Annotated in this window: 23 protein-coding genes and 1 pseudogene; 22 read left to right on the top strand and 2 right to left on the bottom strand. The window is 64.8% G+C overall.

Translation table 11 applies throughout. The annotated features are described in order from the left end of the window. The first annotated feature begins 7 nt into the window (after positions 1-7). Genes GWG65_RS11065 through GWG65_RS11030 form a run of 8 tightly spaced genes read left to right on the top strand, consistent with a single transcriptional unit; the run spans position 8 to position 7,183 of the window. Complete coding sequence (locus tag GWG65_RS11065; protein ID WP_275195613.1) at positions 8-1,045, top strand: ABC transporter ATP-binding protein; 1,038 nt, start codon at positions 8-10, stop codon at positions 1,043-1,045. Then, complete coding sequence (locus GWG65_RS11060) at positions 1,042-1,917, top strand: ABC transporter permease (RefSeq protein ID WP_275195612.1); 876 nt, start codon at positions 1,042-1,044, stop codon at positions 1,915-1,917. Before GWG65_RS11065 ends, GWG65_RS11060 begins: the two co-directional genes overlap by 4 nt. Beyond that, the gene (locus tag GWG65_RS11055; RefSeq protein WP_275195611.1) at positions 1,914-2,720 is read left to right on the top strand and encodes an ABC transporter permease; all 807 of its coding nucleotides are present in this window, start codon (positions 1,914-1,916) and stop codon (positions 2,718-2,720) included. The genes GWG65_RS11060 and GWG65_RS11055 overlap by 4 nt, the downstream gene beginning before the upstream one ends. Positions 2,721-2,728: 8 nt before the next feature. Further along, positions 2,729-3,961, top strand: coding sequence for an FAD-dependent oxidoreductase (locus GWG65_RS11050; protein WP_275195610.1), 1,233 nt, complete (start codon positions 2,729-2,731; stop codon positions 3,959-3,961). A gap of 30 nt (positions 3,962-3,991) precedes the next feature. Further along, on the top strand, positions 3,992-4,288 hold the full coding sequence (locus GWG65_RS11045) for a (2Fe-2S)-binding protein (RefSeq protein WP_275195609.1): 297 nt from the start codon (positions 3,992-3,994) through the stop codon (positions 4,286-4,288). Then, the gene (locus GWG65_RS11040; protein WP_275195608.1) at positions 4,285-5,703 is read left to right on the top strand and encodes an FAD-dependent oxidoreductase; all 1,419 of its coding nucleotides are present in this window, start codon (positions 4,285-4,287) and stop codon (positions 5,701-5,703) included. The genes GWG65_RS11045 and GWG65_RS11040 overlap by 4 nt, the downstream gene beginning before the upstream one ends. Beyond that, entirely contained in the window at positions 5,700-6,821 is a 1,122-nt protein-coding gene (locus GWG65_RS11035; protein WP_275195607.1) for an FAD-dependent oxidoreductase, read from the top strand. Before GWG65_RS11040 ends, GWG65_RS11035 begins: the two co-directional genes overlap by 4 nt. 14 nt (positions 6,822-6,835) lie before the next feature. After that, on the top strand, positions 6,836-7,183 hold the full coding sequence (locus GWG65_RS11030) for a RidA family protein (RefSeq protein ID WP_247390723.1): 348 nt from the start codon (positions 6,836-6,838) through the stop codon (positions 7,181-7,183). Between the two features lie 5 nt (positions 7,184-7,188). On the opposite strand, the gene GWG65_RS11025 is transcribed toward GWG65_RS11030, so the two are convergent. Then, the gene (locus GWG65_RS11025) at positions 7,189-8,115 is read right to left on the bottom strand and encodes a LysR family transcriptional regulator (protein ID WP_275195606.1); all 927 of its coding nucleotides are present in this window, start codon (positions 8,113-8,115) and stop codon (positions 7,189-7,191) included. Between the two features lie 110 nt (positions 8,116-8,225). Between GWG65_RS11025 and GWG65_RS11020 the strand changes: the two genes are divergently transcribed. The 4 genes and pseudogenes from GWG65_RS11020 to GWG65_RS11005 form a co-directional block, all read left to right on the top strand. After that, complete coding sequence (locus GWG65_RS11020; RefSeq protein ID WP_275195605.1) at positions 8,226-9,584, top strand: MFS transporter; 1,359 nt, start codon at positions 8,226-8,228, stop codon at positions 9,582-9,584. Next, on the top strand, positions 9,581-10,078 hold the full coding sequence (locus GWG65_RS11015; RefSeq protein WP_275195604.1) for a GAF domain-containing protein: 498 nt from the start codon (positions 9,581-9,583) through the stop codon (positions 10,076-10,078). Before GWG65_RS11020 ends, GWG65_RS11015 begins: the two co-directional genes overlap by 4 nt. Positions 10,079-10,094: 16 nt before the next feature. Beyond that, positions 10,095-11,342 carry an amidohydrolase family protein gene (locus tag GWG65_RS11010; protein ID WP_275195603.1) on the top strand — a complete coding sequence of 416 codons (1,248 nt, stop codon included), beginning with the start codon at positions 10,095-10,097 and terminating at the stop codon, positions 11,340-11,342. Then, positions 11,341-11,540 (top strand): annotated as a pseudogene (locus GWG65_RS11005) (ABC transporter ATP-binding protein); the annotation flags it as partial. The gene GWG65_RS11010 and the pseudogene GWG65_RS11005, both read left to right, overlap by 2 nt. Before the next feature lie 251 nt (positions 11,541-11,791). On the opposite strand, the gene GWG65_RS11000 reads toward GWG65_RS11005, so the two are convergent. Beyond that, positions 11,792-13,120: a dicarboxylate/amino acid:cation symporter gene (locus GWG65_RS11000; protein WP_275195602.1), complete on the bottom strand. Its 1,329-nt coding sequence runs from the start codon at positions 13,118-13,120 to the stop codon at positions 11,792-11,794. 126 nt (positions 13,121-13,246) lie between these two features. Between GWG65_RS11000 and GWG65_RS10995 the strand changes: the two genes are divergently transcribed. The 10 genes from GWG65_RS10995 (at position 13,247) to GWG65_RS10950 (ending at position 26,378) form a co-directional block, all read left to right on the top strand. After that, positions 13,247-14,581, top strand: coding sequence for a solute carrier family 23 protein (locus GWG65_RS10995; RefSeq protein WP_275195601.1), 1,335 nt, complete (start codon positions 13,247-13,249; stop codon positions 14,579-14,581). 72 nt (positions 14,582-14,653) lie between these two features. Next, on the top strand, positions 14,654-15,490 hold the full coding sequence (locus tag GWG65_RS10990) for an SDR family oxidoreductase (RefSeq protein WP_275195600.1): 837 nt from the start codon (positions 14,654-14,656) through the stop codon (positions 15,488-15,490). 53 nt (positions 15,491-15,543) lie between these two features. Next, entirely contained in the window at positions 15,544-16,365 is an 822-nt protein-coding gene (locus tag GWG65_RS10985; protein WP_275195599.1) for an NAD-dependent protein deacetylase, read from the top strand. A 140-nt stretch (positions 16,366-16,505) separates the two neighbouring features. Continuing rightward, positions 16,506-18,590, top strand: coding sequence for a hydantoinase/oxoprolinase family protein (locus GWG65_RS10980; RefSeq protein WP_275195598.1), 2,085 nt, complete (start codon positions 16,506-16,508; stop codon positions 18,588-18,590). Between the two features lie 2 nt (positions 18,591-18,592). Then, positions 18,593-20,251, top strand: a complete 1,659-nt coding sequence (locus tag GWG65_RS10975) for a hydantoinase B/oxoprolinase family protein (protein WP_275195597.1) — start codon at positions 18,593-18,595, stop codon at positions 20,249-20,251. 40 nt (positions 20,252-20,291) lie between these two features. After that, the gene (locus GWG65_RS10970; RefSeq protein WP_275195596.1) at positions 20,292-21,290 is read left to right on the top strand and encodes a TRAP transporter substrate-binding protein; all 999 of its coding nucleotides are present in this window, start codon (positions 20,292-20,294) and stop codon (positions 21,288-21,290) included. A 4-nt stretch (positions 21,291-21,294) separates the two neighbouring features. Further along, positions 21,295-21,888, top strand: a complete 594-nt coding sequence (locus tag GWG65_RS10965; protein WP_275195595.1) for a TRAP transporter small permease — start codon at positions 21,295-21,297, stop codon at positions 21,886-21,888. 31 nt (positions 21,889-21,919) lie between these two features. Continuing rightward, a complete protein-coding gene (locus GWG65_RS10960) occupies positions 21,920-23,224 on the top strand; it encodes a TRAP transporter large permease subunit (RefSeq protein WP_275195594.1) in 1,305 nt (434 codons plus the stop codon). 1,002 nt (positions 23,225-24,226) lie between these two features. Beyond that, entirely contained in the window at positions 24,227-25,939 is a 1,713-nt protein-coding gene (locus GWG65_RS10955) for a PQQ-binding-like beta-propeller repeat protein (protein WP_275195593.1), read from the top strand. 88 nt (positions 25,940-26,027) lie between these two features. Next, a complete protein-coding gene (locus GWG65_RS10950) occupies positions 26,028-26,378 on the top strand; it encodes a cytochrome c (RefSeq protein ID WP_275195592.1) in 351 nt (116 codons plus the stop codon). The last annotated feature ends 33 nt before the right edge of the window (positions 26,379-26,411 follow it).

Below are 26,411 nucleotides of genomic sequence, written 5' to 3'. Positions count from 1 at the left end.
CAGTGCCGTGGCCTATCTCGAGCTCGATCGGGTCGCCAAGCAGTTCGGGGCGCAGACTGTGGTCGACGACTTCAGTCTTGCGGTGGGTAAGGGGGAGTTCATCTCCTTCCTCGGCCCCTCCGGCTGCGGCAAGACCACGACGTTGCAGATGATCGCGGGCTTCCTTGATCCCACGCGCGGCGTGATCCGCCTCGAGGGCAAGGACCTCACCGCGATCCATCCGGCCAAGCGCGGGCTCGGCATCGTGTTCCAGAGCTACGCGCTGTTCCCGCACATGACCGCGGCGGAGAACGTCGCCTTTGGCCTCGAGATGCGCAAGGTGGCGCGCGGTGAGCGGGCCGAGCGCGTCCGCGCCGCGCTCGCGATGGTCGGGCTCGCCGGCTATGAGGACCGTCACCCGCGCCGCATGTCCGGCGGCCAGCAACAGCGCGTGGCGCTGGCGCGTGCGCTGGTGATCAAGCCGAGCGTACTGCTGCTCGACGAGCCGTTGTCGAATCTCGACGCGAAGCTGCGCGAGGAGATGCAGATCGAGCTGCGCCAGATCCAGCGCACCATTGGCACCACCACGATCCTGGTCACACACGACCAGAACGAGGCGATGTCGCTGTCCGACCGCATCGTTGTGATGAGCCAGGGCCGCATCGAGCAGATCGCGACCCCGCAAGAGACCTATGAGCGTCCGGCCTCGGCCTTTGTCTCGCAGTTTCTCGGCAAGACCAACGATTTTGCCGCGACGATCGATCGGACCAGTGCGCCTGCGCGATTGATCGCCGGCTCGTGGAGCGCGCCGGCGCCTGCCGGACTCAGTGGCCCCGTGACGGTCAGCATTCGTCCCGAACGGATCGGGTTCGGCGATGCTGGCCTCACGGCAAAAATCGTCACCCGCATCTTCCAGGGCAATCACTGGCTGTTTCAATGCGAGAGCGAATGCGGTCCGGCGATCGTGATCCGCCAGAATGACGGCCAGTCCCAGCCGGTCGAAGGCGAGGCCGTTCGCCTTGCCTGGCGTCCGGAGGACATGAGCGTGCGCGGAGCCTCCGCATGAGCACGGCCGCCGAGGAACGCAGTGCGCGTGCGCCCTGGGCGCTGACGGCGCCTGCCTTGATGCTGTTCGTCGGCGTGCTGCTGATTCCGCTGGCGATGACGGTGATGCTGTCGTTCCACGATTGGGGCCAGTACAAGGGCATCGAGCCCGTCTTCATCCTCAAGAACTGGCGCGAGATCGCGACCGATTCCTATTACGCCGAGATGTTCGGGCGAACCTTTCGCATCGCGATCCTGACCACGCTGCTCACCGCGGTGTTGGGTGCGCCCGAAGCCTACATTCTCAACCGCATGAGCGGACGCTGGAAGAGCTTTTTCCTGCTCGTCATTCTCGGGCCGCTGCTGATCTCCGTCGTGGCGCGTACGCTTGGATGGGCGCTGTTGTTCGGCGGCAACAATGGGCTCGTCAACAAGCTCATGATGTCAGCCGGGCTGATCCGCTCCCCCATTCCCTTCATGTTCACCGAAACAGGCATGGTGGTTGCGCTGGCGCATGTGATGATGCCGTTCATGGTGCTGTCGGTGTGGGCGGCGCTGCAGCGGCTCGATCCGCAGATCGAGAATGCCGCGCTGTCGCTCGGCGCGAGCCCCGTGACCATCATCCGCCGCATCATCATGCCGCAGATCATGCCGGGTGTGCTGTCGGGCGCGATCATCGTGTTCTCGCTGTCGGCCAGCGCCTTCGCAACGCCGGCGATCATCGGCGGGCGCCGGCTCAAGGTCGCAGCGACGCTCGCTTATGACGAGTTTCTCAACACGCTGGACTGGCCGCTCGGGGCTGCGGTCGCCACGCTCTTGCTGGTGGCGCTGGTTCTGATCGTCGTCGGCAGCAACGCGCTGATCGAGCGGCGCTATGCCGAGGTGTTCCGATGAGACGGAACGGACCGCTCGCGCTGGTCTTCCACGCCATCTTCGTCATCGTCATGGTGGCGCCGATCCTGGTGGTCTGCCTCGTCGCCTTCACGCCGGAAGGCTATCTGTCGCTGCCGACCAACGGCTTCTCGCTGCGCTGGTTCAGGACAATCGCCAATTACCCAGAATTCATCCATGCCTTCTGGGTCAGCCTTGGTCTCGGCGCGCTGTCGTCCTTCGTCGCGCTGCTGTTCGCGGTCCCGGCGGCGCTGGCGATCGCGCGCTATCGTTTCTGCGGCCGCGATGCGCTCGCGGCGCTGTTCCTGTCGCCGCTGATGATCCCGCATGTCGTGCTCGGCATCGCCTTTCTGCGCTTCTTCACCTCGGCCGGTATGGGCGGAAGCTTTGCAGCGCTGATCATCGCGCATGTTATCATCGTGTTTCCGTTCGCGCTGCGGCTGACGCTGGCGGCTGCGACCGGCATGGACCTCGCGGTCGAGATGGCGGCGGTCTCGCTCGGCGCCGGCGGCTGGACATTGTTTCGGCGCGTCACACTGCCGTTGATCCTGCCCGGCGTCATCAGCGGCTGGGCGCTGGCCTTCATCCAGTCCTTCGACGATCTCACCATGACCGTCTTCCTTGCTGCACCCGGCACCGAGACGCTGCCGGTGCGCATGTTCCTCTACATCCAGGACAACATCGATCCGCTGGTGACGTCGGTCTCGGCCTGCGTGATCGCAATCACCATGACCGCCCTCATTCTGCTCGACCGCTTCTACGGGCTCGACCGCGTACTCGCCGGCAAGGGCGACACGGGACGATAGGAGAACTCATGTCTAGAGCGTTTTCGAGCGAAGTGGACGCCGGTTCGCGTGAAGAAAACGCGTCTAAACAAGAATCTGAAGTTCCGTTCCGATTCAATCGGAACGGAGCTTCTAGGGATTACGACGTCGCCGTCGTCGGCGGCGGATTGCTCGGCTCCGCCATCGCCTGGGGCCTCGGCCGGCTCGGCAAGAGCGTGGCCGTGCTCGACGAGGGCGACATCACCAAGCGCGCCTCGCGCGCGAACTTTGCGCTGGTCTGGGTGCAGAGCAAGGGCTTGGGCATGCCGGCCTATACGGTCTGGACCGTGCAGGCGTCACAGGCATGGAGCAGGCTTGCGGCGGAGTTGAAGCAGCAGACGGGGCTCGACGTCGCGCTTCAGCAGAATGGCGGCTTCCATCTGACGCTTGGCGAGGACGAATTCGGCCAGCGCACCGAGCTCGTCAAGCGCATGCACAATCAGGCTGGTGCCGCCGACTACAAGATGGAGATGTTGCCGGCCTCCGAGGTGAAGAAGGCGCTGCCGCTGATCGGTCCGGAGGTCTCCGGCGGCAGCTTTTGTCCGCTCGACGGCCACGTCAACTCGCTGCGCACGTTCCGTGCCTTCCACACCGGTTTCAAGGCATTCGGCATCGACTATCTTCCGGAGCGTCCGGTCTCGGCGATCAGCAAGAGCGGCGGTGAATTCCGCCTGACCACGCCAAAGGGCGAGCTTCGCGCCAGCAAAGTCGTGCTCGCCGCCGGCAATGCCAACCAGACGCTGGCGCCGATGGTCGGTCTCTACGCACCGATGGGCCCGACCCGCGGCCAGATCGTGGTGACCGAGCGGACCATGCCGTTCCTGCCGCATCCGCTGACCACGATCCGCCAAACCGACGAGGGCACGGTGATGATCGGCGACAGCAAGGAGGACGAGCTCGACGATCGCGCGCTGAAGCATTCCGTCAGCGCCGTGATGGCGGATCGCGCGCAGCGCATGTTCCCGCATCTGGCGCGGCTCAACGTGGTCAGGAGCTGGGCCGGCATCCGCGTCATGCCGCAGGACGGCTTTCCGATCTACGACCAGTCGGAAACCCATCCCGGCGCTTTCGTCGCCTGCTGCCATTCCGGCGTGACGCTCGCCTCCAACCACACCTTCGAGATCGCGCGCATGGTCGCCCAAGGCGCGCTCGAACCGGAGTTGGTCGGGGCGTTCTCGGCCAGCCGCTTCGGCGCGGGCGCGGCGAACACCAGCGGCTATTAGAGATTTTGAGAAGGAGCCAAGAGGCATCCCATGTTCAAGCGATCCGAACAGGACAAGCGACCGCCAGTGCAAATCTTTGTGGACGGCACGGCCATCACGGCGCGCCAGGGCGACACCGTCTCTGCTGCGTTGCTGGCCTCGAGCCGCGACGTGCGGAGGTCGACCGCAGTGAGCGGCGCGCCGCGTCTGCCCTACTGCATGATGGGCGTGTGCTTCGACTGTCTCGTCACCATCGATGGCGTCGGCAACCGCCAGGGCTGCCTCGTGCCCGTCGCCGAGGGCATGAGAATCGAGATCCAGAAGGGCAAGCGGGAGATCGGAAAATGACCATGGCTCCCAAGCGCGAAGCCTACGACGTCGTCGTGGTCGGAGCCGGGCCCGCGGGGCTCGCCGCCGCGGCGACATCGGCCGAAGCCGGCCTGTTAACCCTGTTGCTCGACGAGAACATCGGCCCGGGCGGCCAAGTCTATCGCGCCATCGCCTCGACGCCTGTGACCGAGCGCAATCAGCTCGGCGCCGACTACTGGGTGGGCGCCGACCTCGTGCAGGCGTTACGCACGAGTGATGCCGAGATCATCCAGCGTGCCACGGTCTGGAGCCTCGACCGCAATCTCGAGATCGCCGTCTCCGTCGGCGGTGCTTCCGCCTTCGTCAAGGCAAGGCGCGTGATCCTCGCCACCGGCGCGTTGGAGCGGCCATTTCCGATTCCGGGCTGGACCCTGCCGGGGGTGATGACCGCCGGCGCCGCGCAGACCATGCTCAAATCATCGGCCCTGGTGCCGGATGGCCGCACGGTGATCGCGGGGCAGGGGCCGCTGCTTTGGTTGCTCGCCGCACAGATCCTGCGCCTCGGCGGCCGCATCGACCGCATCCTCGACACCACCGAGCGCGGCAATTATTTCGCCGCGCTTCCGCACGTCTTCGCTTTCCTGACCTCGCCCTATTTCGCAAAGGGACTTGCGATGATGCGCGAGGTGCGGGCGAAGGTGCAGGTTGTCTCCGGCGTCACGGAGCTTGCCGCGTCCGGTGACGGCCAGCTCGCGAGTGTGAACTATGTAGCCGGTGGCAAGCGCGAGACCACCCCTGCGGACCTGCTGCTGCTGCATCAGGGCGTCGTGCCCAACGTCAATCTGGCGATGGCGGCCGGCATCGAGCATCGCTGGGACGATCTGCAATTGTGCTGGTCCCCGGTGCTCGATGCGAGCGGCAATTCGTCGGTCGCCGGTATCGCGATCGCCGGCGACGGCGCCGGCATCGGCGGCGCGGGCGCGGCCGTGGTGCGCGGCCGGATCGCCGCGCGCGCGGCGGTGGAGGCGCTGGCCCCTGCGGTCGCAGCGAAGCTGACGCCGATGGCGGCGTTGCGGGCCGATCTGGCCAAGGCCGAGCGCGGACGCATCTTCCTCGACACGCTGTTCCGGCCGGCACCGCAGTTCCGCATTCCCTCGGGCGACACCATCGTCTGCCGCTGCGAGGAGGTTACTGCCAAGGACATTCTCGATGCCGTCGCGATCGGCGCGACTGGACCCAATCAGCTCAAGGCCTATCGCCGCACCGGCATGGGCCCGTGCCAAGGCCGGCTCTGCGGCCTCACCGTCACCGAGCTGATGGCGCAGGCTCGGGCCAAGAGCCCGCAGGAGATCGGCTATTACCGGCTGCGCGCGCCGGTGAAGCCGATCACGCTCGCCGAGCTCGCCGCCGTCCCGAAGACCGAAGCCGATGTCAAGGCGGTGGTGCGCGGATGACAAGACACGTGGATGCGATCGTCGTCGGCGGCGGCATCCACGGATGCTCCACGGCGCTTCATCTGTGCCTCGCCGGCCTGAAGCCGGTGCTGATCGAGAAAGACTATGCCGGCCGGCACGCCTCCGGCGTCAATGCCGGCGGCGTGCGCCAGCTCGCGCGGCACATCCCCGAAATCCCGCTCTCGATCCGCTCGATGGGAATCTGGGAGAAGATCACCGATCTCCTCGACGACGATTGCAGCTTTGAGAGCCACGGCCAGGTGCTCGTCGCGGAGAACGAGGATGAGCTCGCCGCCTGCCGCGCGCGCGTGGCGGAGCTCAATGCGCTTGGCTTTGTCCATGAGGAGCTGATCGATGCGACAGAGTTGCGGCGGCTGGTGCCTGCCGTGGCCGACACCTGTCCCGGCGGTGTGGTCTCGCGCCGCGACGGCGCGGCCAATCCGGCGCAGGCGACGACAGCCTTCCGTCGCAAGGCCGAGCAGCTCGGCGCGACCGTGCATGAGGGTACGGCCGCCACGAACATCCGGCATAGCGATGGCATCTGGCACGTGGATGTCGGCGCCCAGAGCTACACCGCGCCGGTCTTGGTCAACGCCGCCGGCGCGTGGGCCGGAACAATCGCCGCTGCGCTCGGCGAGCCGGTGCCGGTCGAGACCGTGGCGCCGATGCTGATGATCACCTCGCGCGTGCCGCACTTCATCGACCCCGTCGTGATCCTGCGCGGGCGAAAACTCTCCTTCAAGCAATTCAAGAACGGCACCGTGCTGATCGGCGGCGGCCATCTGGCGACGCCCTATCAGGATCGCAACGAGACGGTGCTGGACTGGAAGAGCCTCGCGACCAGCGCTCGCACCGTGTTTGAGCTGTTTCCAGTGATGCGCGATGCGACGATCATGCGGGCCTGGGCCGGCATCGAGGCGAAGACTAAGGACGATCTTCCGGTGTTCGGGCCGAGTGCACGCCACAGGGGCCTCTATCACCAGTTCGGCTTCTCGCTGCACGGTTTCCAGCTCGGCCCCGGCGCCGGCGCCGTGATGGCGGAGCTGATCGTCAATGGCGGCACCCAGACCCGGATCGGCGATCTCAGCATCGACCGCTTTCATTCTCCCACGCTCTAGAACAAGAGGACATCATGAGCATCACCCGCAGCATCCGCACGCCCATCATGCACCGCGCCGTCGAGGCAGGCGGCTTCGTCTTCATCGGCGGCACCATCGCCGACGACACCTCTGTCTCGATGGGCGAGCAGACCCGCAACATCCTCGGCAAGATCGCCGGCTATCTGAAGGAGGCGGGCACGGACAAGAGCCGCGTCGTCAGCACCTCGATCTTCGTCACGGATCTGTCCAAGAAAAAGGAGATGGATGCAGTCTGGACTGAGTTCTTCGGTGACAATCTGCCGACGCGGGCCACCGTCGGTGTCGCCGATCTCGGCGGCGGCGCGCTGATCGAGGTGGTGGTCACCGCGCTGAAGGGCTGACCCGGTCAGTCCGATCTGGCGAACATCCCGACCAGGGTATCGCGCAGCCAGCGCTGCGCGGGGACCGTGTCGTTGCGCTGGTGCCAGAACAGGCTGACGATGCGCGGCGGCGCCTGGAGCGGAAGCGGCATCGCGTGCAGGAGCGGCGCATGGCGGGACTGCGAGCGCAGATCGCGCGGCAGTACGGCGATGAGGTCGGACTGCCGCACGATCTCGTAGGCGGCGCTGTAATGATTGACGGTTGCGACCAAATTGCGCGACAGCCCGCGCGAGGCAAGGAAGAGGTCGTAGGACGGCAGGGTCTTGCCGGCGAGGCTCACATCGACATGCCGGGCGTTGAGGAAAGCGCGCGTGCTCAGCCGCTTTTTGGCGGCGAATGGATGGTCGCGCCGCATGAAGCAGGCATAGTCGACGGTCCACAGCGAGCGTGAGCGAATGGCGGCCGGCTGCTGCGCCTCGTTGACATAAACGCTCAACACGCAGTCGACCCGGTTGTCCTCGAGCTGATCGGCGATCTCCAGGATGGTGTTGGGCACGGTATGAACGCGTGCCTTCGGCGCCGTCTCACTGAGGTGGTTCAGCAGGTTCGGCATCACCAGTGAGGCCACGTAGTCCGACATCGACAGGGTGAATTCGGTCTGCGCGCGACCAGGATCGAAGACCTGCTCGTCGAGCGCGCCGCGCACGCTCTCCAGCGCCTCGCCGATCGGCTGCCACAGCACCACGGCGCGCTGGGTGGGACGAATTCCAGTGCCTGACCTCACGAACAGAGGGTCCCCGAGTGCGCCGCGCAGCCGCGCCAGCGCGTTGCTGACGGCCGGCTGCGTCATCGTCAACGCGTTGGCGGCGCGGGTGACGCTGCCCTCGGTCATCAGCGCCTCGAAGACTTTCAGGAGGTTGAGGTCGAGCGCGCGGAATAACACGGAGCACATTCACCACAGTGATATATTAGATCATGATTATAAATTATGACGATAATGTCACTTTGTCTATGGTTCCCTGACGCGGCGTGCCGGGCCGTCGGAATCGAGGGGGACTTTTCATGTCGATGATATCGGCTCGCATCGAGCGCCTTCCGTTTGCACGCTTCCACACGCACCTGCTGCTGATGGGCGGGCTCGGCTACGCGTTCGACGCAATGGACGCGGCGGTGCTGGCCTTCATCCTGCCGGTGCTGCGCACCGCATGGAATCTCTCAAGCGTCCAGATCGGCGTGCTCGGCAGCAGCACCTATATCGGCTTCCTGTTCGGCGCGCTGCTCGCCGGCACGCTTGGCGACCTGATCGGCCGCCGCGCGGTGATGATGTCGGCGCTGGCGCTCTACTGCGCCGCATCGATTGTCAGTGCGACCGTCGACACTTGGCCGGCCTTCTTCGTCGCCCGTGTCGTCGCCGGCATGGGCACCGGCGCGGAGAGCGCGATCATCGCGCCTTACCTGGCGGAGTTCGTCGCGCGGCGCTACCGCGGCAGTTTCACCGGCGCGCTGGCCGGCTTCTTCTCCTTCGGCTTCGTCGCAGCCGCCTTGCTCGGCTACTTCATCGTTCCCGCCTATGAGAACGGCTGGCGCATCGTGCTGGTCATCACGGCGGTGCCGGTCGTCATGCTGCTGTGGTGGCGCAGGGCCTTGCCGGAATCGCCGCGCTGGCTCGAGAGCCGCGGACGGGAGAAGGAAGCGGAAGCCATCCTGGACAGGATCGAGGCAGGCTTTGCGCGCAACGGCCTTGTGCTGCCGCAGCCGGTCGTCGAAGCCATAGCGCCGGTCGGGACTGCCGGGACCCTGCTCGCCAATTTCGCGGCGCTGCTGGCGGGCCGGCAGGCGCGCATCACCATCATGACCTGGATCATGTGGCTTGCGATCACCTTCAGCTATTATTCGTTCTTCGTCTGGATCCCCGGGCTTCTGGTCCAGAACGGCATGAGCATCACCAAGAGCTTCGCCTACTCGATCGCGATCTATTGCGCGCAGATCCCCGGCTATTTCAGCGCCGCCTGGTTCAACGAGCGCGTCGGCCGGCAGGCGACGATTGCGTCCTATATGGTGCTCGGCGGCGTCAGCGCGCTCGGGCTCGCCTTCGCGCAGAGCGACCAGCACATCATGCTGGCGGGCATCCTGCTGTCCTTCTTCATGAACGGCACCTATGCGGGCGTCTATGCCTACACCGCCGAGGTGTTTCCGACGGCGGTCAGAACCACCGGCGCCGGACTCGCCTCCGCGATCGGCCGCATCGGCGCGATCGTCTCGCCGATCCTGGTCGGCTATCTCTATCCCAATTTCGGCTTCGCCGGCGTGTTTGGCCTCACCACCAGCGTGCTGCTGTTAGGTGCGCTCACCGTGGTGCTGATGGGGGTGCCGACGCGCGGCCGTTCGCTGGAAGAGATTGCGGCCGGTGAAGCCGCATGATCCGGACGCGACATCGCGCCGATCCCTTGCTCTGCGCCGTTGCGGCCGCGCAGGGCAGGCCGGATCAGCCGGATGCGCTGTTCGCGGCGCTCGACGACGCCGTGAAGGCGGCGATCGGGCACAAGCTGTTCACGATCCTGACATATGACGACCACAGCGGCGAAGCGGCGCGGGTTTATTCCAATCTCCCCGGCCCGTATCCTGCCGGCGGCCGCAAGCGCCTGGCGCCGGGCACCTGGACCGAGGCCGTTCTTGACCGCGGCGAAGCCTATATCGGGCGCACACAGGACGATCTCCGCACCGTGTTTTCCGATCACGAGTTGATCGCCTCGCTCGGCTGCGCCAGCGTGCTCAACATGCCCGTGCGCTGGCGCGGCCGCACGCTCGGCTCGCTCAACCTGCTCCACGAGGCGGACTGGTACGGCGAGGATGATATCGCCGCGTGCCTTCCGTTCGCCCAGTTCGCCTTGCCCGCGCTGCTCACACCATCCTGACCAGACAGGAACCGCCATGCCCAGCATTCTGCTCAAGAACGCCGCTCTGCTCGATCCGCTCAAGCCGGACCTGCTGGAAGGATATCATGTCCTGATCGAGGATCATCTGATCAAGGAGGTCTCCGACCGGCCATTATCGGCCTCCGCTGACCGCACCATCGATCTGAACGGCAAGACGCTGATGCCCGGCCTGATCGATCTGCACGTGCATGCGATCGCCGTCGAGCTCAATCTGGCGCAGCAGGTGCACATGCCCAACGTGCTGGTGACACTGCGCTCGACGCTGCTGCTCCGCGGCATGCTGCGGCGGGGTTTCACCACCGTCCGCGACGCCGGCGGCGCCGGCCATGCGCTGAAGCAAGCGATCGAGACCGGCCTCACCGATGGTCCGCGGCTGTTCGTCTCCGGCCGTGCGCTGAGCCAGACCGGCGGCCACGGCGACATGCGGGCGCGCTCGGATTATCTCGCCAGCGACGCGCCCTGTCCCTGCTGCGTGCGCGTCGGCGCGCTGGCGCGCGTTGCCGATGGTGTCGACGGTGTGCGCAAGGCCGCGCGCGAGGAGCTGCAGATGGGCGCCGACCAGATCAAGATCATGGCCTCGGGCGGCGTCGCATCGCCGACCGATCCGGTCGGCGCCTTCGGCTACTCCGAGGACGAGATCCGCGCCATCGTCGAGGAGGCGCGGGGCCGCCAGACCTATGTGCTCGCCCATGCCTATACCGCCGCGGCGATCGAGCGCGCCGTTCGCTGCGGCGTGCGCACCATCGAGCATGGCAACCTCGTCGACGAGCCGACCGCGCGCCTGATGGCCGGGAAGGGCGCCTATGTGGTGCCGACGCTCGTCACCTATGAGGCGCTGGCCAACGAGGGCGCACAGTATGGCCTGCCGCCCGAAAGCGTAGCCAAGATCGCCGACGTGCGCGACGCCGGCCTGCGCTCGCTCGAGATCTATCGCAAGGCCGGGGTGAAGATGGGGTTTGGCAGCGACCTGCTTGGACCGTCCCAGCGCCTGCAGAGCGACGAATTCCGCATCCGCGCCGAAATTCTCGGCGCGCGCGAGACCATTGCCAGCGCGACCGTGGTCGGGGCCGAGGTGCTCGGCATGGAGGGCAAGCTCGGCCGGATTGTGCCCGACGCTTTTGCGGACCTGCTGGTGGTCGAGGGCAACCCGTTGCGTGACGTTGCGTGCCTGCGCGGTCAGGGCGAGCGCATTCCACTGGTGATGAAGGCGGGCAAGATCCAGTTCGACAGGCTGGCCGCGTAGCCTGAGCGACGGGCAGCTATTTCGGGCAGCTCCCGCCTGTGTGCTGGGCGGGCCGACGCCACCATCGCTGCTGATCCTGGACGAGCCGACCAATCATCTGGCATCGAGTCCGTTGAAGCCGTCGAAGCAGGACTAAGCGCCTATGATGGTGCGTTGCTCGTCGTCAGTCATGATGAACCGTTCCTGCAGGCCATAGGAACCGCGCCGGCTCGATCTCGCCGGTCAGTTCGCCGCCCAATGGCGGGATCATTTGATCCCGCCTCACGATCCGGACATGGCTGCGAATTGTTCAAAAGCCCGACGCCCTGCCCCCAGCGCGCCGGGCGGAAAGATTGAATATCAATCCGTGATCCCAATGCCGCCAGTTGTGACTTGTGCCGCGCTGGTTTGCTACTCCGGGAAACTACCGCAACGGAACCGGGCTGCTGTTGTCTTCGATGGGCGCAGCCTCATGCGCGGCCGCCCGGTTCCAGGGCCTCGCCCATCTCGAACGGATGGGCCATGGTCTCATGCAGCGCGTTACGGTCGAGCTCGCCTTCGGAGATGCTGATGACGACGCAGGCGACGCCGTTGCCGATCAGATTGGTCAGCGCGCGGCATTCGCTCATGAACTTGTCGATGCCGACCAGGATCGCGATCGACTGGATCGGAATATCAGGCACAATCGACAGCGTTGCCGCGAGCGTGATGAAGCCGGCGCCGGTCACGCCCGAGGCGCCCTTCGAGGTGATCATGGCGATGCCGAGAATGCCGAGCTCCTGCCAGATCGTCAGATGGGTGTTGGTCGCCTGCGCCAGAAACAGCGTCGCCAGCGTCATGTAGATGTTGGTGCCGTCGAGATTGAAGCTGTAGCCGGTCGGGATCACGAGGCCGACCACCGAGCGCGAGGCGCCGAGATGCTCCATCTTCTGGATCATCTGCGGCAGCACCGTCTCCGACGACGAGGTGCCGAGCACGATTAGCAGCTCGTCCTTGATGTAGGCGATGAAGCGCAGGATCGAGAAGCCGGCGAGTCGCGCGATCGAGCCCAGCACGATCAGCACGAACAGGATGCTGGTGAGGTAGAACGTGCCGATCAGCGCGGCGAGGTTGAGCAGCGAGCCGAGGCCATAGGCGCCGACGGTGAACGCCATCGCTCCGAAGGCGCCGATCGGAGCGACGCGCACGATGATACGGATGATGCCGAAGAACATCTTTGCGGCCTTGTCGATGGCGTCCGCGATCGGTTCGCCGGCCTTGCCGAGGAACGCGATGGCGAAGCCCGACAGGATCGAGATCAGGAGCACCTGAAGCAAATCGCCGCGCGCGATCGCGCCGAGATAGCTGTCGGGAATGATCGCCATCAGATGGGCGACGATGCCCTCTTCCTTGGCCTTGGTGACATAGGTGGCCACCGACTTCGGATCGATCGTGGCCGGATCGATGTTGAAGCCGTGCCCGGGCTGAAGCACTTCGCCGACGAGCAGGCCGACCGCGAGCGCCACCGTCGAGACCGTCTCGAAATAGATCAGCGACTTCAGCCCGACCCGGCCGACGCGCTTGAGATCGCCCATTGATGAGATACCGTGCACCACGGTGCAGAAGATCACCGGCGCGATCATCATCTTGATCAGCGCGATGAAGCCGTCGCCGAGCGGCTTCATCGCCTTGCCGAGATCGGGATAGGAATAGCCGATGAGCACCCCGAGCGCGATCGCGATCAGGACCTGGATGTAAAGGATCTTGTACCAGGGCTGATGCCGGCGATGAATGGCTGGCTGGATCGCGATCTGTGTCATACTGTAGGCCCCGGAACATATTGGTCTGGCATGATTTACATCATGTGATCGTGACCGCCGAAGCGACAATCACATTTTTGTCGGATCGCACGAAGATCAACCGCTGTAGCGCAACTCGGGGGGAATATGTCGACCGCAACGGGCTCCAAAGAGCAAGCGCAAGACCGTTCTTCAAAGGGCTATTTTCCAAATTGGAAACTGAAGACCTCCGGCGTCATCATGCCCGAGGAGCGGTTGCCGCTGGGACAGACGATCGTCGCGGGCCTCCAGCACGGCGTCGCGATGTCGGGCGGAACCATCATCGCGCCGCTGCTGATGGGGTTTGATCCCAATGTTGCGCTGCTATTCTCCGGCATCGGCACGCTGATCTTTTTCGTGGTCGTGGCCGGACGTGTGCCGAGCTATCTCGGTTCGAGCTTCGCCTTCATCGCCGTCGTCATTGCCGCCACCGGCTATGCCGGCCACGGGCCGAACCCGAATCTGTCGGTTGCGCTCGGCGGTATCATCGGGGCCGGCGTGCTGTACGGACTGATCGCGCTGATCGTGATGTGGTCGGGCGTGGGTTGGATCGAGCGATTGATGCCGCCGGTCGTGACCGGCGCCGTGGTTGCCGCTATCGGCCTCAACCTCGCGCCGGTCGCCGTGAAGTCGGTGAGCGGCAGCACGTTCGATACGTGGATCGGGCTTTTGACCGTTCTGATCATCGGTGTGGTCGCCGTGGCCGCTCCCGGGCTTTGGCGGCGCCTGCCGATCATCCTGGGCGCGGTCGCCGGATATCTCATGTACTGGTTGCTCGCCAACGGCTTCGGCTTGGGCAAGCCGATCGACTTCGCGCAACTCTCGGCCGCGCCATGGATCGGCCTGCCGAATTTCACCACGCCGAGCTTCCAGGCCGATGCGATTGTCTTGATCACCCCGGTCGCGATCATCCTCGTCGCGGAGAACCTCGGCCACATCAAGGCCATCGGTGCGATGACGGGGCGGAGCCTCGATAGCTTCCTCGGACGCGCGTTCCTCGGCGACAGTTTTGCGACGATCGTGTCGGCCTGCGGCGGTGGCACCGGCGTCACCACTTATGCCGAGAACATCGGCGTCATGGCGGCGACGAAAGTCTATTCGACGCTGCTGTTTGCCGTCGCAGCCCTGGTGTCGATCCTACTCGGCTTCTCGCCGAAATTCGGTGCGCTCATCCTGTCGATTCCGGGTCCCGTCATCGGCGGCCTCTCGATCGTGCTGTTCGGTTTGATCGCCGCAATGGCAGGCCGGATCTGGGTCGAGAACAAAGTGGACTTTGCAAACCCGGCAAACCTGATCACCGTCGCCGTGGCGCTGACTGCCGGCGCCGGCGACCTCACGCTCAAATTCGGCGCGTTCACGATTGGCGGGATCGGCACTGCAACCTTCGGCGCCATCATCCTCTACCAGATCCTGACCTCGCCGCTCGCGCGCCGCGCGGAGTGACTCCCAGGAATGCAGTGAGGGATGGAACAAAATGCGCGTTCCGCCGATGATGAAACGTTCCGGAGAAAACTCATGCCACAGACCGATCGCTCGACCCAGTTTCCCTCGCGCCTTATCGGCCAATATGCGCTGGTGACCGGCGCCTCCCAAGGTATCGGGCGCGCCGTCGCCATCCGTCTCGCCCAGGAAGGCGCGATGGTTGCCATCAACTATTTCGGTCATCCCGAGCAGGCCGAGGAGACGCTCGCGCTCGCGCGCACCGCATCGAGCGATCGCGGCCACGGCAGACTCGATCATTTCATCGTCAAGGCCGATATCGGCAACGAGCAGGAAATCGCCGCGATGTTCGAGGCGGTCCTGGCGCGCTGGAAGCGGCTCGACTGTCTCGTCAACAATGCCGGCTTCCAGCGGGAATCGCCGAGCGAGGCGCTCGACGTCGAAACCTATCGCCGCATCATCGACGTCAATCTGAACGGCGCCGTGATCTGCGCGCAGAAGGCGCTGGCGCATTTCGTCGCCCGCGGCGGAGGCGGCAGCATCATCAACTGCTCGAGCGTGCACCAGATGATCCCGAAGCCCGGCTATCTCGCCTATTCGATCAGCAAGGGCGGCATGGCCAATCTGACGCGCACGCTGGCGCTCGAATTCGCCGGCCGTGGCATCCGCGTCAATGCGGTCGGGCCGGGTGCGATCGATACACCGATCAACGCGGCCTGGACTGGCGACCCCGAAAAGCGCGGCGTCGTCACAAGCCATATTCCGCTCGGTCGCGTCGGAACGCCGGAAGAGATCGCCGCCGTCTTCGCCTTCCTCGCCTCGGATGACGCGAGCTACATCACCGGACAAACGATCTACGCCTGCGGAGGCCTGACGTTGTTTCCGGAATTCCGCGAGAACTGGGCGAGCTAGCGCGCTTCCTGGCCCATCTGGCAAAAGCGGGCGCCGCAGACTACATCTGCGCCATGGCAAACGCTCCGCTGGCAAACCGTCCGCTTGAAGATTTCGTCGGCCGGCACGAACGTCTGTTCGTGCTGACTGGCGCCGGCTGTAGCACGAATTCGGGCATTCCCGACTATCGCGACAGTCACGGCAACTGGAAGCGGACCCAGCCGGTCAATTTCCAGGCCTTCATGTCGGACGAGCATACCCGCCGGCGCTATTGGGCCCGCAGCCTGATCGGATGGCGGCGGTTCGGCCAGGCGAGGCCGAACGATGCCCATCATGCGCTCGCCCGGCTCGAGGCGAGCGGGCGGTGCGAGATGCTGCTGACCCAGAACGTCGACCGGCTGCATCAATCCGCCGGCCATCGGCAGGTGATCGACCTGCACGGCCGGCTCGATCTGGTCCGCTGCATGGGGTGCGGACAGAAGATGCCGCGCAGCGAATTCCAGGATGCGCTCGGCCGCGCCAATGCGGAATGGCTGACGCTCGATGCTGCGGACGCGCCCGACGGCGACGCCGATCTCGAGCATGCGGATTTCTCGTCCTTCAATGTGCCGGCTTGCGACTCCTGCGGCGGCACGCTCAAGCCCGACGTCGTGTTCTTCGGCGAGAACGTGCCCCGCGACATCGTCGCGACCGCGCAGGATCATCTGGAGCAGGCCGACGCCATGCTGGTCGTCGGCTCCTCGCTGATGGTCTATTCCGGCTTTCGCTTCGTGCAGACGGCTGCGCGCCGGCAAATCCCGATCGCGGCGGTCAATCTGGGACGCACCCGCGCCGACGATCTGCTCACGCTTAAGGTCGAGGAGCGCTGCGAAGCGGCGCTTGCATTCCTGCTCTGAGGGCGCGCGAGGCGAACACGCCTTGCCTATTGCATGGGTGCCAAGCAGAATGGCGACGTGGCGCTGCGGGCGTGGTCGCTGGCACGGAAATTGCTGCGATTTTGTCCCCGGTCTTGACGATCAGCACGGAGAATTTTGGAATGGTTGAGGGAGCCGAAGTGCGGCTTGCCGTCGATATCGGTGGCACGTTCACGGATATCGTGCTGGACGTAGGTTTGGATCGCAAGACGCGCAAGGTGCTGACGACGCCGGCGCGTCCCGAGGAAGCGGTGCTGGCCGGGATGCGTCTCATTCTCGCCGATGCGCGCGCGCGCATCAGCGATATCGACGTCTTCATTCACGGCACCACACTCGCAACCAACGCCATCATCGAGCGGCGCGGCGCCAAGACCGCGCTGGTTGCGACCGAAGGCTTTCGCGACGTGCTCGATATCGGCACCGAGAGTCGCTACGACCAATACGATCTGTCCATCGACAAGCCGAAGCCGTTGGCGCCGCGCAGCCTTCGCTTCACCGTGCCCGAGCGCATCGACGCCCACGGCGCCGTTCGCCTCCCGCTCGACGAGATGGCGGTGCGCGTGCTCGCTCCGAAATTGCGCGCGTTGAACGTCGAGAGCGTCGCGATCGCCTTCCTGCATTCCTACGCCAATCCCGAGCACGAGCGCCGTGCGGCTGCGATCTTGCAGGAGGAAATGCCCGGAGTCTCGGTGACAGTGTCGTCCGCGGTGTGTCCGGAGATCCGCGAATATGAGCGCACCTCCACCGCAGTGGCCAATGCCTATGTGCAACCCCTGATCGACGGCTATCTTGCGCGCATGGCGGATGCATTGCTGGTCGAACAGTTCCGCGGCGCGATTTACCTTGTCACCTCGGGCGGCGGCGTGACCTCGATCGAGACGGCGCGGCGCTTTCCGGTGCGCCTGGTCGAATCCGGGCCTGCGGGGGGCGCCATCTTTGCAGCGCAAATCGCTGCGCGTCTTGGCGAGAGCAGGGTGCTCTCGTTCGACATGGGCGGCACCACGGCAAAAATCTGCCTGATCGAGAAATACCAACCCGAGACCTCGCGCGTGTTCGAGGTCGATCGCGCCGCACGCTTCCTCAAGGGCTCCGGCCTGCCGGTGCGCATTCCCGTGATCGAGATGGTCGAGATCGGCGCCGGCGGCGGTTCGATCGCCCATGTCGACGCCATGAAGCGCGTCACCGTCGGTCCCGAGAGCGCCTCGTCGGAGCCGGGACCTGCCTGCTACGGCCGCGGCGGCTTGCGGCCCGCCGTGACGGACGCGGATGTCGCGCTCGGCCTGATCGATCCCGACGCCTTTGCGGGCGGCACGATCAGGCTCAGCCCGGAGCTGTCGAAGCAGGCGCTGCTGCGTGCCGTCGGCGAGCCGCTGGGTCTATCGGCGGAAACCGCGGCCTATGCCGTGCACGAAGTCGTCTGCGAGAACATGGCGAGCGCGGCGCGCGTGCACGCGGTCGAGCGCGGCGCGGTGGTCGGGCAGCACACGCTGATCGCCTTCGGGGGCGCTGCACCGCTGCATGCGGCGCGCGTCGCCGAGAAGATCGGCGTTTCCCGGGTGATCGTACCGTCGAACGCCGGTGTCGGCTCGGCCGTCGGCTTTCTTGCGGCCCCGATCGCCTATGAGCTGGTGCGCAGCCGCCACGTCCGGCTCGACGATTTCGACACCGAGGCGGTCTCCGACCTGTTGCAGGAGATGGCGACCGAAGCGCGCGCGCTGGTCGAGCCGGGCGCCGCAGGGGCGCCGATGCGCGAGCGGCGCGCCGCTTTCATGCGCTATGTCGGCCAGGGCCATGAGATCTCGGTCGCGCTGCCGAACCGGCGGCTGGCGACAGCCGATCTCGCCGGCCTGCGCCAACAGTTCGAGGCTGACTATGCGGCGATGTTCGAACGCTCGATCCCCGGCGCCGCGATCGAGGTGCTGAGCTGGTCGGTGCTCGCCGCCACCGAGGCGCGCAATCCGCCCCGCGTCACCGATGTGGCACGTATGCCCGCCGGCAAGGCGTCCGGCAGCCGAAAGTTCTTCGATGGCCGGGCCGGGGAGGTGATCGAGATTCCGCTCTATCGCCGCGAGGACATGGCGCCGGGTGCGACGATCGCAGGCCCGGCGGTGATCGCGGAGGACGAGACCTCGACCTTCGTCTCCACCAGTTTTGACGCCCATATCGACGGTGCCGGCAGCATCGTCATGGAACGGAAGGCGGCGTAACCATGAGCAAGCCAAGCGGCGCGAGCCTGATCGATCTCCAGATCATGTGGCACCGGCTGATCGCCGTGGTCGAGGAACAGGCGCAGGTGCTTTTGCGCACGGCCTTCAGCCCGATCGTGCGCGAATGCGGCGACCTCTCGGCCGGCGTGTTCGACCTCAAGGGGCGAATGCTGGCGCAGGCGGTGACGGGCACGCCTGGCCACGTCAACTCGATGGCGGAATCGGTCAAGCACTTCATCGCGCATTTTCCGCTTGAGACGATGAAGGAGGGCGACGCCTACATTACCAACGATCCCTGGATGGGCACCGGCCATCTTAATGACTTCGTCGTCACCACGCCCTGCTTCAAGGACGGCAAGCCGGTCGCGCTGTTCTCCTGCACCAGCCATCTCATGGACATCGGCGGCATCGGCTTCGGACCTGATGCCACCGACGTGTTCATGGAGGGGCTCTATATCCCGATGCTGAAGCTGATCGACCAGGGCGTCGTCAACGAGACGCTGATGGCGATGATCCGCACCAACACCCGGCTGCCGATCGACACCGAGGGCGACACCTATTCGCTCGCGGGCTGCAATGACGTCGGCTGCGAGCGCCTGGTCGAGATGATGACCGAGTTCGGCATCGACACGCTCGACGGGCTCGGCGACTACATCTGCGACCGGTCGCGTGAGGCCGTGCTCGCCGAGATCGCAAAACTGCCGAAGGGAAGCTGGCGCAACAGCATGGTCGTCGACGGCTACGACGCGCCAGTGACGCTGGCCGCGACGCTGACGATTTCGGACGCGGGCATCCACGTTGATTTCGACGGCACCTCGCCGGCCTCGAAGTTCGGCATCAACGTGCCCTTGTCCTACACCACGGCCTACACCGTGTTCGGCCTCGGCTGCGTCGTCGCCTCGCAGATTCCGAACAATGCCGGTTCGCTCTCGCCGCTGACGGTGTCGGCTCCCCCTGGCGCGATCCTGAATGCGCCGAAGCCCGCCCCTGTCGCCTCGCGGCACATCATCGGCCAGATGCTGCCCGACGTCGTGTTCGGCTGCCTGCGCCAGATCATCCCCGAGGACGTGCCGGCGGAAGGCACCTCCTGCCTTTGGAATCTCAACGTGCGCGGACAGACTCGCAGCGGCGCCGGCGGCAATTACGGATTCTCGATGGCGGTGACCAGCAATGGCGGCACCGGCGCGCGCTTTGCGAAGGACGGGCTGTCGGCCACCGCCTATCCCAGCGGCGTGCGCGGCACGCCGGTCGAGATCGCGGAGACGCAGACGCCGCTGATCTTCTGGCGCAAGGAGCTGCGCCCGGATTCCGGCGGGGCAGGGCGCACCCGCGGCGGCCTCGGCCAGATCATCGAGGTCGGCAGCGGCGTCGATGCTCCCTTCGACATCCTGGCCGCGTTCGACCGCATCGAGCATCCGCCGCGCGGCCGCGACGGCGGCCATGACGGCGAGGCTGGCTATGTCGGCCTCAAGTCCGGAAAGAAGCTGCGCGGCAAGGGCTTTCAGCAGGTGCCGCCGGACGACAGGCTGGTGGTCCTGACGCCCGGCGGCGCCGGCATCGGCGATCCCCGGCAGCGCGCCCCGACGGCGGTCAACGACGATGTCGAGAGCGGCCTGGTGTCCTCGGACAATGCAGTTGCGGTTTACGGATACGCGCGGTGATGAGCCGGCGTTGTGCGCAGGTAACGAACGGAGAGACGGAATGATCACGCGACGGAGCTTCACCGCAGGCGCAGCGACGCTGCTCGCTGCCGGCCATATCTCGACCCGCGCGCGGGCTGCAACGGTGAGCTGGGATATGTCGACGGTCTGGCCCGACGGAAATTTCCACACCCAGAACGCTTTTGCCTTCGCCGAGGAAGTGAAGAAGCAGACCGGCGGCGGCGTCGCGATCACCGTGAAAGCCGGCGGCCAGCTCGGCTTCAAGGGACCCGAGCACTTGCGCGCCGTGCGCGACGGCCTGGTGCCGCTCGCCGACGTCCTCAACATCCAGCAGGTTGGCGACGAGCCCTTCATGGGCGTCGAGAGCATCCCGTTCCTGTGCAGCTCGATGGACGAATTGAAAGTGCTGCACAAATATGTGCGGCCCGAATACGAGAAGGTCGCCGCACGCAACAATCAGAAGATCCTCTACATCGTGCCGTGGCCGACGCAGTATCTGCACCTCAAGGTGAAGGTCGCCGATGTCGACGGATTGAAGAACATCAAGATCCGTGTGCCCGACAAGAACGCCGTCGACATGCTGGCCGTGGTCGGCATGGCACCGGTGATGATCCCCTGGGGCGAGACGATTCCCGCGCTGGCCTCCGGCGCGGTATCAGGCGTCTCTACGTCCGCGGTGTCGGGCGTCGACGGAAAATTCTGGGAATTCTTGAAATTCATCTACCCGACCAATCACGTCTGGTCGTCGCAAATGCTCACCGTCAATCTCGATTCCTGGAAGGCGCTCTCCGGCGATCAGCAGCAACTGGTTTCCGGCATTGCTGCGAAGATGGAGCCGGCCTTCTGGGCAAACTCGCTCAAGGCCGACGTCGACAGCCTCAACCGCCTGAAGGCGGGAGGCATGGAGGTGGTGCCGGTCTCGGATGCGATGATGACCGACATCCGCAACAAGACCGCGCCGCAGCTCGACGCTTTCCTCAAGCGCGTGCCGGCGGCGGACAAGCCGGTGCGGGCCTATCTCGCCGATATGAAGCGCTGAGGTTATGGCCAGCGTCGCGCCTGCAGCTCCCCGAAGCCTGAACGCGGCGGCGCCGGCGCCGCTGCGGATTCTGCTCGACGGCATCGACCGGCTCGGGCGGCTCGACGGCTGGATCGGCGGTGGCTGTCTGCTCACGCTGACGCTGTTGATGCTGTGCGAGGTCGCAACCCGTTTCCTGTCGAACTTCCTATCGTTCTTTCCACCGACGATTTCGATCGCCTGGGAATATTCCTCCTACCTGATGGCGGCGTCGTTCACCTTCGGCGCGGCGATGACGCTGCGCGTCGGCGGCCACATCCGCGTCGTGCTGCTGCTGAAGAACGTGCCGCCGTCGGTTCAGCGTGCGATGGAAGTCCTCTCGGCGGCCGCCGGCTTTGCCTTCATGGCGTTCCTGACCTCGGCGATGGCAAAATTCGCCTTCGGCGCGTTCGTCCGCGGACAGGTGTCGACCTCGAGCGACACCCCGCTGTGGTTTCCGCAAGGAGTCGTCACCTTCGGCATGCTGCTGCTCACGCTCCAGTTTCTGGCGCGCGCGATCCAGGCGGTGCTCGGCCTGCCGCTGGAGGATCACCGCATGAAGGCCTCTCCCGTCGAATGACTGCACTGCTCGCCATCGGACAAAAGATCACATGACCATCGAAGTCGTCAGCCTGTTCGTGATCCTGTTCGCGCTACTGGCGGGAGGCGTGTGGATCGGCCTGACGCTGGCGCTCACCGCGACGCTGCTGCTCGCGATGTTCCGCTCGATCCCGCTCGACAAGCTGCTGCCGCAATACGCCTGGAACATCCTGACCACACAGGAGTTGCTGGCGCTGCCGTTGTTCATTCTGATGGGCGAACTGTTGTTCCGCACGCGCCTGTCGCGCTCGCTGTTCCAGGGGCTCGCGCCATGGGCCGGGTTGCTGCCGGGCCGGCTTCTGCATGTGAACGTGATCGGCTGCACCATCTTCGCGGCGATCTCGGGCTCCTCGGCGGCGACCACGCAGGTGATCGGCCGCATGTCGCTCAACGAACTCGTGCGCCGCGGCTATTCGCGCGACATCGCGATCGGCTCGCTTGCCGGCGCCGGCACGCTCGGCTTTTTGATTCCGCCGTCCAACATCATGATCATCTACGGCGTGCTCGGCGACGTTTCGATCCTGAAGCTCTTCACCGCGGGTGTGTTGCCCGGCCTGTTGCTGGCGGCCACCTTCATGGGCTGGGTGATGCTACACACGACGCTCGACGGCACGCTGGTGCCGGAGACGGAAGCAAAGCTGTCGCAGGTGCCATGGCGCGAACGCTTCGCCGCGTTGAAGGATCTTGCGCCGGCGCTGTTCCTGATCGCCTGTGTGCTCGGCTCGATGTATGGCGGGCTTGCGACGCCGTCGGAGGCCGCCGCCGTCGGCGTGCTCGGCGCAGCGCTGGTCGCCTGGGCACAGGGCTCGATGTCTCAGCAGGTGATCCGCGACGTGCTGATCGGCTCGGTCGTGACCTGCTCGATGATCGCGCTGATCGTCCTCGGCGCGTCGATCCTCGGCAACGCGGCCGCCTTCCTCGGCATTCCGCAGGCGGTCGCTGCGTTCGTGAAGGGGCTCGGCTTGTCGCCGTTCATGTTGATCGTCGCGCTGATCGTCTTCTATCTGATCCTCGGCTGCTTCCTCGACGGCTTCTCGATGATCGTGATGACGCTGCCGATCGTGCTGCCGATCGTGAAGGGGGCCGGCTTCGACGAGATCTGGTTCGGCGTCTTCCTCGTGCTCGCGGTCGAGATGGCGCAGATCACCCCGCCGGTCGGTTTCAACCTGTTCGTCATCCAGGGCCTGACCGACGATGGCCTCGGCTACATCGCGCGCGTCACGATGCCTTATCTCATCATCATGGTCGGGTTCGTGCTGCTGCTGACGCTCTGGCCCGGCATCGTCACGATCCTGCCGCGGCTGCTGTACGGATAAACCTGCGCTGCCCTGGCGCGGTCGGGAGAAGAGGGCAATACACACCGAGTTTGCCGGCCGCCATGATGTCGAAGGCGCAGAAGGTTCTTTATTTGGACATGCCTCGCACTGCGAGGGAACGTTGGATGGCGCGTCGGCATTGAGAGGCGTCGGCACTCCAGCCGGCTCATGATGGAGGAGATCAATTCATGAGGAAGCTTCTTCTATCGGCGGCGGTCAGCGCCGCAATGTTAGCTGGCGGCACATTCGCAAACGCGCAAGGAACTTCGACGGGTGGGTCGAGCGGCCACGATCTCAAGCAATGCTGGGACGTGAGCAGTAAGGTGGTCCGCGACATGAGTGGCACCACTGCAACTGGACCGTCTGGAAACACTACGGTTGGTTCAACAACATCGCCGGGAGCAAGCTCTGGCACTACTTCTTCTTCTACTGCTCCTTCTTCCGCTACCAGCGCCAATGCCAATGCTTCGGCACGCCCCGCAGGAATGCCAGACTGCTAGCCTTCCGTTCACGGCGAGCTACAGAGCCACGACGGTGACTCCCCCCGCTTTACGGGGGTTTTCTTTTGTTTACTGGCCAGCCAACGCCGCGGTTGATGGCGCGGTCGTGGAGAACCGCTCCTGAGACTAGCGCCGTGCTGCCGGCAAGCCGCCAGTCGCTCCTTCGAATGTGGGTTTCTGCTCACTGAAGGCAGCAGGCAAATCGTCGTTGATGAATAGGTAAGCCGGTCTGTCGTTCCGCGTGACTATCGCATGCGCATCGCCGTTGCACTCCATGCGATCCGGCGTACTCTATGTGTCGAGCAGGAGGCAACAGCAGCCACGCCCAACGAACGTAGCTTAGTAGCTTCTTTGTAGCTTCTTTGGCGATCTTCGCTGGAGAGATCGAAATTTGCTGAGGCTCGTACAGGGAGGAACCGACGGGTACTGAATCCAATCACACCACGCGGTCGGCTTTGAGAATAATGCAGTCAAATAATCGCAAAAGCGGGAGGACGTGCACATGAAAAAGCGGTGGCGAAAATCAGGTCTTGTTGTTATCGGCGCGACGCTGATCGCGTCGTCAGCCCTGGCTCAATCGGTGGATACTGCGCGGATCGCGTCCGCCGGTCAGAACGATTGGCTGACCTATCACGGTTCATACAAATCCTATCACTACAGCCCGCTTGCGCAGATCAATGCAAGCAATGTCGGCAATCTGAGCGTCGCCTGGATGCATATTCCTGGACGCTCTACCCGTGGCCTGCAATCAATGCCGCTCGTGGCTGATGGCGTGCTCTACTACACGGGTTCTTACAGCCGGGTTTTTGCGCTCAACGGCGCGACGGGCGAGGTGATCTGGTCCCATTTTCCGGAACTGGACGAGGTGCTGATCGCGCGCCAGACCCATTCTCCCTACAACCGCGGCGTGGCGCTCGGCGAGGGCAAGGTCTTTGTCGGCACCATGGATGGCAGGCTTCTCGGTCTGGATATGAAGTCGGGGAAGGTCCTCTGGGAAACCAGGCTAATCGACTCGCAGAAGCTCACGGTCGGTTTTACCGGTGCGCCGCTTTACGCGAAGGGTACGGTGATCATCGGAGCGCAAGGCGGTGAATGGCCGGGCCGCGGCCCGATCTTCGCCGTGGATGCCACCACTGGAAAGAAGAAGTGGGAATTCCTGACGGTTGCAGGCACCGACGAGGCCATGAAGACGTGGGGAAGCGACTCCTGGCGCACGGGCGGGGGCGGCGGCTGGATGCCGGGCACTTACGATTCCGAGACCAACACCATCCTGTGGGGCACCGCAAATCCGGCGCCGCTCTACGATTGGTCGGGCGCCGACTACAAGACGCAAGGTGCGCGTCCCGGCGACAATCTCTATACGAGTTCAGTGATCGGTCTCGACATCGATACCGGAAAGCTGAAATTCTATCATCAGGAGTTGCCGCACGACGCTTGGGACTTTGACAGCGCCGTCGGCGAGTTTGTGATGCTGGAACGCGACGGCCAAAAGTTCGTGGTCCATCCGAACAAGGGCGGTTTCGTCTTCGTCTACGACCGCAATCTCGCCGTGAAGAATGTCTGGCGGCTCGTTGAGAACATCAATTTCGTCAAGGATATTGACAAGACGGGCGCTCTGATCGGCCGCCGCGACTTCACCGCGGGGAAAGTCACCGAACCGCCGCTGTGCCCATTCATTGGTGGCGGCGTCAGCTGGAACGCCGGCTCGTACAATCCGAAGACCGGCCTCTACTACAAGATCGGCCAGGAATGGTGCATGACGCTCGACGTCCAGAAGACGACGCCGGTCACCACGCCCCAGGTCCAGCTCAACATCGGCGCTGATTTCAAGATGGCGCCCCCTCCGGGCGGCGAGATTTATGGACATCTCGACGCGCGCGATCCCATCACCGGGGCCAAGAAGTGGGAGGTTCGCTATCCCGAGCCGCCGCTTGGGAGTGTCCTGTCGACCGCAGGCAATCTCGTATTCGTGCCCGACTCCCGCGGCATCCTCCATGCCTACGATGCTGAAACCGGGACGGAGCTGTGGAATCACAACAACGGCACCGGCCATCAGGGCGGCATCGTCAGCTATTCCGTCAACGGCAAGCAGTACATTGCCGTGGCCGCAGGCTTTGGCGGCATGCTGGCGGACGAGTACGCGCCAAACTTCGGCGGCGTGTACAAGAGCATGCCGCGTGACGACGGGGCGCTCGTCGTCTTCAGCCTGAAATAGGTCGTCGCAGATTGCCGGGGAGCAGGCGCAAGCTTGCTCCCCGTGCATTGAAGTTGCGGGCGTGCTTCAGGACATGGAGCTGGATATCTTGAAATTGCATATGATGAAGTTCACCGCACTGCTATCGGGGGTGCTGGGCGTCTCGTCGCTCTGTGCTGCACCGGTTCAAGCGCAGTCTGCTACCCCTGCACCCGACAACGGGACATTCGACGTCGAGCAATTGTTCGCGGGGACTTGCGGCTTTTGTCACTCCGACGGCGGCCGGACCGCCGGCAAGGGACCGCAACTGATGAATTCGCCACGCGACGACGACTTTCTTCACAACCGCATCAAGAACGGCAAGTCTGGCGCGATGCCGGCATTCGGCGGGGCCTTCACCGACGCGCAGATCGACCAGATCATCAAATATATCCGTGCCTTGAAGCCGCGCGAGGGCTGAATCGCCGAGGCCTGGTCCACCGATGCGAGGATG

Source organism: Bradyrhizobium sp. CSA207, assembly GCF_029051685.1.
Taxonomy (GTDB): Bacteria; Pseudomonadota; Alphaproteobacteria; order Rhizobiales; family Xanthobacteraceae; genus Bradyrhizobium.
This window is presented reverse-complemented; position numbering and strand designations above follow the sequence as displayed.